The following is a 12,393-nucleotide window of genomic DNA, read 5'->3' as shown; positions in this document are numbered from 1 at the left end:
TTTGCTACTATTGCTTTTGCTCGAGCGCTTTTTTAGCTAAATCAACAATTTTTTCAAAACCTGCTGGTTCATTCACTGCTAAATCTGCTAAAATTTTACGGTCCACTTCAATGCCGGCTAAGGCGATGCCATGAATAAATTGCGAATATGTAAGGTCGAACATTCTTACGGCCGCATTAACACGTTGAATCCAAAGTCTTCTGAAATCACGCTTTTTAGCACGGCGATCACGATAAGCATATTGTAATGCTTTTTCAACTTTTTCTACTGCAATTCTATAACAATTTTTAGCACGACCACGATAGCCTTTTGCTAATTTAAGAATTTTTTTATGACGGGCGCGAGTTGTTACGCCGGTTTTTACACGAGCCATTGCTTAACCCCTTAACTTTCTATTATATGGCATAAATTTGAATACGATTTTTGCATCGCAATCACTAAGTATAGTAGTTCCACGTTGGTTACGAATTTGCGCATTAGTACGCTTAATCATTCCATGACGTTTACCTGCTTGGGTAGCAATAACCTTACCGGTTGCTGAAACTTTAAAGCGCTTTTTAACTCCGCTTTTAGTTTTTAATTTAGGCATTTTATACTCCAAAAAATGGTTTATTTTTAGACTTTACATTAAGGCATGCCATAGTTACGGCCTTTTCTATAAAGTAGGGATATAATAATTAAATTGATCAAAATGTCAAATTTAAGCTTTTTTATGGGGTTATATTAGTTCATTAATTTAACTTTGATTTACCACCAACACAGTTTTGTAAACTTTTGGTTAAATTTTCTTGATAAAGAAATGTTTGTATAGTAAAGGTTGTGGTAAGATTAATTATTTGTTTATATATCAGACTGTTAATAACTAAATTATAACAACAATAAGTAATAAGGAGCTTAAAGTTATGGCTAATAATCAAGAAAAAGACAAATATGAAGTACCTCCTTCACCACAGCAACCAAGATGGAGTCAGTTAAATTATCAGCCAGGCTCTCCTACTTATCGTGATGTGAGTGCCTTAAATATAGCTAAGGATACCTCGGATATCAGTATCAAGTTAATTGATAAATTTAACCAGGACCAGGAAGATGATATAGAGAAATTAAGAACGGAAATCGCAGACAAAGATAGAATACGCGAGCTTCTCGAGCAAGAAATCTTAAAAAACGTACAAGCCATTCAAAAATTAGAAGCACAGCTTGCGGCAGATAATAAAGCTAAAACCAAAGTTTACCAAAACAATAAAGATCTAGGAGAAAAGCTTACCGCATCACAAGCCCAAGCAAAAAAAGCTTTAGATGCAAAAAATGAAGCCAGCAAAAAGAACAGCGCTCTAACAGAAAAGGTAGATACACTTCAAAAACAACTCACCGCATTCCAAGCACAAGCGAAAAAAGCTTTAGGTGCAAAAGAACAAGCAGAAAAAGATTTAGGCGAAAAAGAGCAGCAAGCTAATAATGATAAAAAAGCAGCTGATACAACAATCAAGGCTCTAGAAGCAAAGCTTGAAGAGGCTAAACAACAACTCGCCAAATCAAAAGAACAAGCAGAAATAGCTTCAGGCCTACAAACAAAGCTTACAGAAGTTAAGGCACAACTCACCGAATCACAAGAACAGGCTCAAAAAGATTTAGGCAACAAAGGTCAGGCCATTATAGAGATTCAAACTCAATTGACTGAAGCACAGCAAGAAATTAATCAAGCAAACATCAATCTAGAAGAGGCCAACAAAAATAGAAACGCTCTAGAATTAGAGCTTGCAGGTGTTAATAAACAACTCACCGAATCACAAGAACAAACGACACAAGCTTTAAATGAAAAAGAGCAACAAGCTAACAACGCCAAAGAAGCTGCAACCAAACCACTTTGGAATATCATTAAAGAGCGTGCCGGCAAAGCTTATAATGAAATCCCTACTTACGCTAAAATTGCAGGGATTGCTATTCTAGCTGTCTGCGGGATAAGTATCGCCTATTATTTAGGCAATAAAGCTGCACCGCAAGCTATGCAAAGTGCTCGCACTAAAATCGCTACAGTTTCAAAAGAATTATGGGCAACTTGTAGCAGCAAATTTAAGGGTGGTAATGCTACTGAAGCTTTAGCCCAACAGGCTCAGAATATTCAGAATGCAATGATTAACAAATAAATTGCTTAAATGTAATCAAAAGAGCCTATATTAATGGGCTCTTTTTTAACATTCTGCAGCCTTGACATTACAAAAGCAAAATTAAATTATTAATATTTTTATTAACTTTGTGATTAATTTACGCTAGTTTTAGATTTCTATTGAAATAAAATTGCAAATCACATTAAATAATTCTTTATAATTAATGGAGTTATAGTAATTTAACTATTAAGTATAGAGCTTAACATTGCTTCCTTTAAAAATTATTAATTTTCAAAGGAAGTCATACAAAGTTTGAAACTTTTTGTTAGCGATATTTAATAATAAGTAAATTTTTTATTATCTTTTGTTGACAATTTTAAATTTTGAAATATATTAAGTTTAAATTTTGTTTACTAAATTTTTAATTTTTAAACTTTAAAGAGGTATAAAATGGATCAAGCAGAAGTTCAAGCAGAAGCTCCAGTAGTAGATCAAACAGTAGCTCCAGCAGAAGATCAAACAGCAGAATCAGAGAAAGCAGAAGCAGCAAAGAAAGCAGAAGCAGCAAAGAAAGCAGAAGCAGAGAAAGCAGAATCAGAGAAAGCAGAATCAGAGAAAGCAGAAGCAGAGAAAGCAGAATCAGAGAAAGCAGAAGCAGAGAAAGCAGAAGCAGCAAAGAAAGCAGAAGCAGAGAAAGCAGAAGCAGCAAAGAAAGCAGAAGCAGAGAAAGCAACAGCAAAGAAAGCAGAAGCAGAGAAAGCAACAGCAAAGAAAGTAATAACCACAAAAGGCACAAAAGACACAGGGGAAGTAGACGATATGAAAAAAAATAAAGATCAAAAACAACTGCCAGCTAAAACTTGGGGGCAAGCAATTGCAGCTCCTTTTGTATGGGGTGCAAAAACTTATGATACAGCTTTCAACTACGCAGCAAGTAAAGTTGCAGCTCCTTTCGTCTGGTCAGGTAATTTAGTTGTTAAAGTATATAATTGGGTAGCTTCAATTCCTTATGCTGGTGTATTAGCTTCTAAGCCAGTTGAATGGGCTTCCAAAGCTGTTTCCACTGTTTCTAACTTTGTTGGTAAAGTGGTTGGTAAAGTGGCAAACAAAGTTCTTGGTGAAACCGGTGTGAATAAAGTGAAAAGCTTTGCAAGCACAACTTTAAATGTAGCTAAATATGCAGCTAAAGCTTTAGTTGGTCTTACTGTTGCTGCTGCTGTAATTTATGTTGCAGGACGTCATATTCCAGCTTTAAGTGGTGCTTCTAACTTTATTGGTAGAAACAGTGCTAAAGTTGCAACTGCTGCAAGCTATGTTGTACCAGGAGTTATTAGCAGAAACTTTACAAGCATGGGCACTATTGTTAGCGTTAAAGTTGGTAATTTTGCTTCAGCATTGGCAAATACAGCTAAACGTACCAACGTTCGTGGTAATTAATATAGAATTAATTCTATATTATAAAAAAAGGTCCTAATTTTTAGGACCTTTTTTTATTAAGTAGTATGATATTTTTAGCAAAAGATAACATTACAGCCTAGCAAACCTTCGAGTTAAAAACACTCCTCTTATTATTCATTTTTTGTAGCAGTACACCCCAGCTAAAATACCCAATGGAAGTTTTATTACCATTATAGTTATTTTAATAAACATTGATAATAAGTTTGAGGGGATTAATAGGTTTATCCAAACTGCTTAGAAATAGATTTATATAGAATTATTTTTATATATCATCAGTACAAGAGCATGTGGTGGAAAATATTTTGTACCAAGTTCTTGTAGCCAATTCAGTCAGCAATATCCTCTCTTCCTATACTCTTCTAACATTTTCAATTTAAATAATTATATAAAATATGTCTTTGCGTATGTATATTTAGTGGTACCTTGAACATTATTGAGCTGGTTTGCAAGGCAGCTTTGTTACTTCATTGACAAATAACAATTAGTATTTAAAAGCAAAATTATTTGAAAACCTAGTAAAAGCTGATTTTTATAATTACTTATTATTCAAGCGGTATACAATACATAACTAAAAAAGAGCAAACTTTATAAACTAACAAGAATCAGAGGTTTAGGAAATTTTTATCCAAAAGCTTGCTTAATTTTAAACATCAAACAAGACTCTCATCTTACAGGCAATAGATGATTTTACCAGTCTTCTAATGCTCTTAAGTAAAAACAGAAACAATTGCAATCTATCTCTAAATTGCGGAAATTTATTGGCGTTTAGATACTTTAAAGCCAGCTTAATATGCTCACTTTGGGTTCTCACCAAATTTTTTAAATTATTACCGATGGTTTTAGAACCAGGATGACTTAAATAGACATAATAGCAATTATCTACATTACTATATTGAGTTTTATGAGCAATTAACCTAAATAAGAACTCTCTATCTGCACTGATTATCTCCTGACCATTGTTATCTCTAATTTCTAAGCTACCGAGCTGCCTAAAAAGATTTATACTAAAAAAACGGGCATTAGTAAGGCAAGTTTTAACTAAGCGCTCTAAAGTTAAATCTAGTTTATTTCCTGTAGCTTCAGATAAAATAACACCATTACTATCTATAATCTTTACCGGACAGGAAATGACTTCTATACCTGGATTACTACAATATAATGCTCCCACTTTTTCTAAAACATTTCCTTCATAATAATCATCGGCGTTTAAAAACTGAATTAGGTCGCCGCTGGCAATTTCAATTCCACGAATATAGGCTTCAGTTGCTCTACCATCAGGTTTAGATTCAAAATAATGAATTAAATCCTGATTTTTTTTGATAATATCTATAGTGTTATCGGTAGAACCGTCCTCTAAAACGATATATTCAAGGTTAGGATAATTTTGAGCTCTTAAAGAATCAATAGCTTTCTGTAAAGTTTTTTCCCCATTACGGACAGCGGTTATTACCGAAATTTTTGGATATTTCATTAATTAAAATGGCCCCTTAAATGATTCAATTTCTTTAGCTGCTTCAAGCTTTAAATGACTTATATCTAATTCTTGGCTTGCCACCATTTTAAAAGCCTGCTGAGAAATGGTGATGGCATTTGGATAGAATAAATCTTCCAGCACCCTAGTAGTTGGGCATGGCGTATGTGCAAAACCCATCCGACTCATTTGCAATGGTTTATCATCAATACCATGTGGCAGCATCTCAACCATTTTTGCCATAAGCTCACTGGATAACCCACAATTTAACCAGGCATTGTCTACAATTAACAATTTCTTGGTTTTTTTTAAAGATGCAACTATGCTCTCATAATCCATCGGGTGTAAAGTTACCGGATCAATAATTTCAGCACTAATACCCACTTGCGCTAATAATTTCTGTGCACGTAAAGCTTCAATTACCATGTGAGAAACCGCAACAATAGTAATATCACTACCTTGATGGAAAATACGCGCCTTACCAATTGGCAATGAATAACAATCTGAATTCACATAATTTTTAGTATTATAAAGTAATCTATGCTCGATAAAAACTACTGGGTTATCATCACGAATCGCGGCAATTAACATTCCTTTAGCATCATGCGGATTAGAAGGAGCAATTACTTTAAGCCCAGGTATATGCATAAATAATGAATGTAGTGATTGTGAATGCTGGGCACCTTGCCCCCAAGATCTACCAACCATAGTTCTAATTACTAACGGAACCTTCACCTGTCCTTCATACATATAATGCGCTTTAGCAGCAATATTGATCAATTGATTCATAGCAAGCAGCATAAAATCCATACGAATATGCACATGAATTGGCCTCCTACCAGCCATGGCAGCACCAATTGCAATGCCGGTCATCGCATCTTCTGAAAGCGGAGTACCAAACACCCTTAATGGCCCAAATTGCTCTTTAAGACCCAAAGTGGAACCTTGGATTCCTTTATGATCATCAACATCTAGCCCAAATAGAAATACATCTTCATTACGCTCCATTTCTTGAGCTGTAGCTTCCCTTAGAGCTTCAGCATACGTAATTTCTCTAAGCGAGTTTTCTTCCGCTATATTTGGTTCTAAAACTAATTCACTATGCATAGACATTATTATATAAATCCTTTTCGGTTGGGTATGGACTTTGCTCTGCAAATTTAACTGCTTCTTCAATTTCTGCGTTTACTTGTTGCTCTATTTGGGTACGAATTGCTTCCGGAAGCATACCGGCAAGTCTATCAATTTGATCAATTTCACGCCATTTTTGATATTCAGCAATATCACGATATATTTCATCAATATCATCATTGGGACCTACATGTTCCTTATAACGATAGGTTTTAATCTCAATAAAAGCCGGTCCTTCCCCTGCTCTTACTCTTTCAAGCAGGCTTGCAGTTTTATCACGCATTTCAAATATATCACCATTATAAACATAATCGGTAATTAACCCATAAGTTGCAACTCGTTGTACGATATTTTGTTTAGGCCATCTATTTTCAATTGGATTATGAATTGCATAGCCATTATTTTCGCATACGAATAAAATTGGTAATTTATGTAAAGCTGCAAAATTAATTGATTCAGTAAAGCATCCTTCTTCAGTCGCACCATCACCAAACATAGCCACTACTACTTGCGGAGTGCTACGTTGTTTGAATGATAACGCAAAGCCTGTAGCCACCGGAATAGTAGTACCGACTACTGCAGAAGCACCAAGTACCCCATTGGCCATATCAATAAGATGCATAGAACCCGCTTTACCACCAGCACATCCTGTTTTCTTACCATATAATTCAGCCATCATCTCTTTTAAATTGCCACCCTTGGCAATATAAGTTGCATGGCACCTATAGGTGTTGGATATGAGATCTTTCTCTTGCATCACATCACATATTGCAGCTGCTACCGCCTCTTGACCGATGGATAAATGAACTGGGCTTTTGATATTATCGGTAAAATAGATTTTAGTGATAAATTCTTCAACTTCACGAATGAGTAAAGTTTTATAATATAATTTAGGAACCAAAGATAGATTTGTCTGCATGGATTGTATACTAAAAGTTTAAAAATTATGGTTATCACTTGCACCAAACTTTGTCAACTTAGTAGTATAGCAAATAAATGTAAAGAGCTGGTAGAGTAAGAATAGCGTATGCATGCGGCAGTTGCAGTTAGGCTGAAAGCCAAAGCTAATCCGAGCTTTGGCTTCTTATTTTCAATGAATTCTTAACCCGCCACAAATTCTTTAGAGCTAACCTCACACAGTGGTATATTAAGAACCTTTTAGCAATAAAAAGCTAGAGAGGAAGCTACTCCTCTCCTCCAAACATTTCTTTAATCTTACTAAAAAAACCGCTAGATTTAGGCGAACTATCTGCTTCTATAGCTTTATCTAATTCTTCTAAAAGCTCCTTTTGCTTAGCGTTAAGTTTAACGGGTATTTCTACATTGATGATAATAAACATATCCCCCCTGGCTTTGTTAGCACGCATTACATGCATTCCTTTACCTTTAAGCCTGAGCTTATCTCCTGGTTGAGTACCATGAGGGATAGTCACTTTAGCAATATTACCATCAATGGTTGGCACTTCTATGGTACCTCCTAGCGCTGCGGTAGTCATTTTGATAGGTATAGTACAATAAAGGTGATCGCCTTCACGCTCGAAGAATTTATGTTTAGCTATTTTAATAAAAATATATAAATCACCTGGAATACCACCTCTAATTCCTGCTTCACCTTCGCCTGATAATCTAATTCTAGTACCCTCATCTACACCGGCAGGAATTGTAACTTCAAGAGTTTTTTCTTTTTGTACGCGACCATGACCGGAACATTTCTGGCATGGATCTTTGATCATTTTTCCGGAGCCACCACAAGTCGCACAGGTTTTTTCAACAACAAAGAAACCTTGCTGCATTCGTGTTCTACCACTTCCATGGCAGCTATGGCAATTTTCCGCAGATTTTTTATTTTTACTGCCAGTTGCATGACACTCGTCACACGAAGCATAAGTTCTAAACTTAATCTTTTCAGTTTTACCCTGAAAGGCGGTTTCCAGGCTAATTTCTAAATTATATCTTAGATCTGAACCACGGTTATTTTGCGGCTGGGCTTGCCTGCCACCTGCTCCTCCTACAAATTCGCCAAAGATATCACTAAATATGTCAGAGAAGCCACCTCCACCGCCAAAGTCGAATCCACCAAAGCCACCTTCGCCACCCATACCTCCTTGCCCTTGGGCAAAAGCTGCATGGCCATATTGGTCATAGGCCGCACGTTTTTGATCATCCGAAAGAACTTCATAAGCTTCAGAAATTTTCTTGAATTTTGTTTCAGCTTCTTTATTTCCTGGGTTACGATCTGGATGATATTGCATGGCAAGCTTACGATAAGCCTTTTTTAAATCATCCTTTGATGCACCTTTGCTTACTTCCAATAATTGGTAATAATCTTCTTTGCTCATAGTTTTGCTTCTCTAAATAATAGGGGCTTGTTAAAGCCCCTCTAAATTGAATAATGGGTTTTTAGTTATTGTTACTGATTATCTTTATTAACCTCTTTATAATCAGCATCAACTACTTTTTCATCATTAGCAGAAGTAGCTTCGTCTGCACCTGATGCCCCTTCCTCTGCAGAAGCAGCTTGAGCTTGTTGAGCTTGATACATCATTTCCCCAATTTTCATGGATGATTGGGTAAGTTTTTCAGTAAGCTGGGTAATTTTTTCTAAATCTTTACCTTCTTCTAGCGCTTCTTTTAATGCTTTATGATCGGCTTCAATTTGCTCTTTGGTTGCATTATCAAGCTTATCACCATACTCTTTTAAGTTTTTATCAATACTATAAAGTAATGTATCTGCATGGTTTTTAGCATGAATTAGCTCCTGGCGCTCTTTATCTTCTTGCGCATGGGCCTCAGCATCTTTCACCATCTGATTGATATCTTCATCACTTAAACCCCCAGATGCTTGAATCCGAATTTGCTGCTCTTTACCAGTAGCTTTATCTTTAGCTGATACTTGCACTATACCATTTGCATCAATATCAAAAGTCACTTCAATCTGTGGCATGCCTCGTGGAGCTGGTGCGATACCTTCTAAATTAAATTGCCCTAGCATTTTATTATCTGCAGCCATCGCACGCTCACCTTGGAACACTCTAATCGTTACAGCTGATTGATTATCGTCTGCAGTAGAGAATACCTGGCTTTTAGTAGTAGGAATAGTAGTATTACGATCAATTAATTTAGTAAACACGCCCCCTAAAGTTTCAAGTCCTAATGAAAGCGGAGTTACATCAAGTAATAATAAATCTTTTACATCACCTTGCAATACCCCACCTTGAATTGCAGCACCCATTGCTACTACTTCATCCGGGTTAACACCTTTATGTGGTTCTTTACCAAAGAATTGTTTTACAGTCTCAATTACTTTTGGCATACGGGTCATACCACCCACCAATATTACTTCATCAATTTGTGAAGCTTGGATACCAGCATCTTTAAGAGCGTTCTCACATGGTTTAATGGTACGTTGAACTAAATCACCTACTAATTGCTCAAGTTTTGCTCTGGTAAGCTTAATATTTAAGTGCTTTGGACCTGATTGATCGGCAGTAATATAAGGTAAGTTAATATCTGTTTCCATAACACTTGAAAGCTCGATTTTAGCTTTTTCAGCTGCTTCTTTTAACCTTTGTAAAGCTAACGGATCCTTTTTTAAATCCATGCCCTGTTCTTTTTTAAACTCATCAGCTAAAAATTCAAGTACTCTCATATCAAAATCTTCACCACCAAGGAATGTATCCCCATTAGTAGATTTTACTTCAAATACCCCATCACCAATCTCAAGCACTGATACGTCAAAAGTACCACCACCTAAGTCATATACTACGATGGTTTTGTTACCTTTTTTATCTAAGCCATAAGCTAAAGCTGCAGCAGTAGGTTCGTTAATAATTCTTAATACTTCAAGCCCTGCAATGCGCCCTGCATCTTTAGTAGCTTGACGCTGAGCATCATTAAAATAAGCAGGAACGGTAATCACCGCTTTAGTTACAGTTTCACCTAAATAATGCTCTGCTGATTCTTTCATTTTTTGTAAAATAAAAGCACCGATTTGACTTGGCGAATATTTTTCACCTTTTACTTCAATCCAAGCATCACCATTATCGGCTTTAACAATTTTATATGGTACAATTTCTTGGTCTTTTTTAACGGTTGGATCATCAAACCTACGACCAATTAAGCGCTTTGAAGCAAAAATAGTATTTTCAGGATTAGTAACAGCTTGACGCTTGGCAGCAGCGCCTACTACTCTTTCACCTGTAGCAGCTAAAAAGGCTACAACTGAGGGAGTAGTTCTGGCACCCTCTTTATTTTCTATTACCTTTGCTGTCTTGCCATCCATAATAGCAACACAAGAGTTGGTTGTACCAAGATCGATACCTATAACTTTACTCATTTCATTATCCTTTTAAATGTTTTTTGTTATATAGTTTATGTTTTGATAAATTCAAGCCACTTACATTTAAATTGTTTATTTAAATTCGTTGTAACCTTGCTGGGGCATTCTCTATCTAACTAAATTAACCCTTTAATTTCAAAGATTTGCTGTAAAATTAAAAGGCAAATAAATTTTTAAGCTATTATCTTACATTATTAGCTTCTGATTAATCAAATGACTAAAAATTTCATTTATTAATCTATTGAGCTTTGATAGACTAAGCACACTCAAACCAAGAAACTTCATTCTTATTAACTTCAGTTAGCTTTATGATTTTAAAATCTTCTATTATTATTAGTTTTTGTACTTTAATTTCGCGTGTTTTTGGATATGCACGTGAAATTTTAATGGCTACTTTTATTGGGGCTGGTGACTATGCTAATGCCTTCCATATTGCTTTTAGGTTTAGCAATGTATTTCGCAGCTTCTTTGCCGAAGGGGCTTTTACTGCTTCTTTCGTACCAATGTTTTCTCGAAAATATACTTCTGATTCCCAAACCGCCTTAAAATATGCCTCCCATGTACAGATGGCTTTAATTATAGTTTTAACTTTACTAACTATTATTGTTGAAATTTTCATGCCCCAAATTATGAAAGTTTTAGCGCCAGGCTTTGTTAATGAACCTAAAACTTTTCGATTAGTAGTAATTTTATCAAGAATCACCTTCCCCTACCTAATCTTTATGTCTTTATCTGCTCTTTATGGAGGAATGCTTAGTTCGATCAACAAATTTACCGCTGTGGCAATTTCACCGTTAATTTTAAACGTATCTATGATTATTGCCCTTATATTTTTTAATGATCACCCTAAGCTCGTACATTATTTATGTTTAAGTATTGTACTTTCCGGCATTGCCCAGCTTGTATATATCATTATTAACAGCAAAAAATATAATATTAGATTACGTATTACTAAAATTGTTTTGGATCAAGACATTAGAAAGTTTATCAAAACTATGTTACCCGGCATTTTAAGTGCTTCAATTGTGCAAATTAATTTATGGGTTAGTACTATAATTGCTACTTTTTATCCCAAGGCTGTTTCTTTAATTTATTATGCTGATCGCATTGTACAATTACCTCTTGCGTTAATAGGCACTTCGATAAGCGTCGTACTATTGCCTAATTTTAGCAAATTGCATGAGAAAAATGATTATAATTCAATTAATAATCTGATTAATCGCACTTGTGAAATTTGTATGTTTCTATGCATCCCAACTAGCTTTATTGTGTTAGGAATGAGCGAACCTATTATTTCCGCCACTTTCCAACATGGCAAATTTATAGCAGAAGATACTATTGCTACTGCTCAGTTACTGGCAATATTAATTATGGCGTTACCGAGCTTTATCTTAAATAAAATTTTTACTCCGGTTTTTTATGCCAATTATGATACTAAAACTCCTTTTTTAATTGCAGTTTTTTCGCTGATTACCAACCTAGCTTTTAATTTATTATTCTTACAATTATGGCATTCCTTTTTAGGTATTGCCATAAGCACTCTGATATCTTCCTGTATTAATTCCTTGCTGCTAATGATTATAGCTTATCACAGAAAGCTATTTAGGTTTGATAGAAGGTTGCTTATTAGGCTTTCAGCAATATTATGTGGCTCTATCCTACTTTACTTTGCTGTTGGGCAAGTTGTAACCTTTATAGCTTTACCAAATTGTATAGAAATAATTAACGTACTGATCCAGCTGGGCATATTATTTTCAGCATATTTACTGTTTAGTATAGTGTTGAAAATTGTAGATATAAGAGAATTGAAACAAATACTGCGCCGAAAAAAATAAGCCTTCTCGGTATCTTGAAGGTATTGGGTATAAATTTATCAATGCTATGCTGCT

General features: G+C 35.3%; 10 protein-coding genes. 3 read left to right on the top strand and 7 right to left on the bottom strand.

Going from position 1 to position 12,393, the window contains the following annotated elements:
* Positions 1 to 7: 7 nt before the first annotated feature.
* Positions 8 to 373, bottom strand: a complete 366-nt coding sequence (gene rplT, locus EF513_RS04045; RefSeq protein ID WP_125216134.1) for a 50S ribosomal protein L20 — start codon at positions 371 to 373, stop codon at positions 8 to 10.
* A gap of 3 nt (positions 374 to 376) precedes the next feature.
* The gene (gene rpmI / locus EF513_RS04040; protein WP_125216133.1) at positions 377 to 589 is read right to left on the bottom strand and encodes a 50S ribosomal protein L35; all 213 of its coding nucleotides are present in this window, start codon (positions 587 to 589) and stop codon (positions 377 to 379) included.
* 313 nt (positions 590 to 902) lie between these two features.
* Here rpmI and EF513_RS04035 point away from each other — a divergent pair, with 313 nt between their 5' ends.
* Complete coding sequence (locus EF513_RS04035) at positions 903 to 2,144, top strand: coiled-coil domain-containing protein (RefSeq protein ID WP_125216132.1); 1,242 nt, start codon at positions 903 to 905, stop codon at positions 2,142 to 2,144.
* A 411-nt stretch (positions 2,145 to 2,555) separates the two neighbouring features.
* Positions 2,556 to 3,542 (top strand): hypothetical protein, encoded by a 987-nt coding sequence (locus EF513_RS08015; RefSeq protein ID WP_206425185.1) that lies wholly within the window; start codon positions 2,556 to 2,558, stop codon positions 3,540 to 3,542.
* Between the two features lie 664 nt (positions 3,543 to 4,206).
* On the opposite strand, the gene EF513_RS04025 is transcribed toward EF513_RS08015, so the two are convergent.
* From EF513_RS04025 to dnaK, 5 genes are all read right to left on the bottom strand, one after another.
* On the bottom strand, positions 4,207 to 5,034 hold the full coding sequence (locus tag EF513_RS04025; RefSeq protein ID WP_125216131.1) for a glycosyltransferase: 828 nt from the start codon (positions 5,032 to 5,034) through the stop codon (positions 4,207 to 4,209).
* Between the two features lie 3 nt (positions 5,035 to 5,037).
* Positions 5,038 to 6,147: an alpha-ketoacid dehydrogenase subunit beta gene (locus EF513_RS04020; RefSeq protein WP_206425184.1), complete on the bottom strand. Its 1,110-nt coding sequence runs from the start codon at positions 6,145 to 6,147 to the stop codon at positions 5,038 to 5,040.
* Positions 6,134 to 7,084, bottom strand: coding sequence for a thiamine pyrophosphate-dependent dehydrogenase E1 component subunit alpha (locus EF513_RS04015; protein ID WP_125216130.1), 951 nt, complete (start codon positions 7,082 to 7,084; stop codon positions 6,134 to 6,136). Before EF513_RS04015 ends, EF513_RS04020 begins: the two co-directional genes overlap by 14 nt.
* 265 nt (positions 7,085 to 7,349) lie before the next feature.
* Positions 7,350 to 8,504 (bottom strand): molecular chaperone DnaJ, encoded by a 1,155-nt coding sequence (dnaJ, locus tag EF513_RS04010; RefSeq protein ID WP_125216129.1) that lies wholly within the window; start codon positions 8,502 to 8,504, stop codon positions 7,350 to 7,352.
* 71 nt (positions 8,505 to 8,575) lie between these two features.
* A complete protein-coding gene (gene dnaK / locus EF513_RS04005) occupies positions 8,576 to 10,501 on the bottom strand; it encodes a molecular chaperone DnaK (protein WP_125216128.1) in 1,926 nt (641 codons plus the stop codon).
* A gap of 311 nt (positions 10,502 to 10,812) precedes the next feature.
* Between dnaK and murJ the strand changes: the two genes are divergently transcribed.
* Entirely contained in the window at positions 10,813 to 12,339 is a 1,527-nt protein-coding gene (gene murJ, locus EF513_RS04000; protein ID WP_125216127.1) for a murein biosynthesis integral membrane protein MurJ, read from the top strand.
* Positions 12,340 to 12,393 lie beyond the last annotated feature (54 nt).

Origin of the sequence: Rickettsiales endosymbiont of Stachyamoeba lipophora (genome assembly GCF_003932735.1) — a bacterium.
Taxonomy (GTDB): Bacteria; Pseudomonadota; Alphaproteobacteria; order Rickettsiales; family 33-17; genus RICK01.
This window is presented reverse-complemented; position numbering and strand designations above follow the sequence as displayed.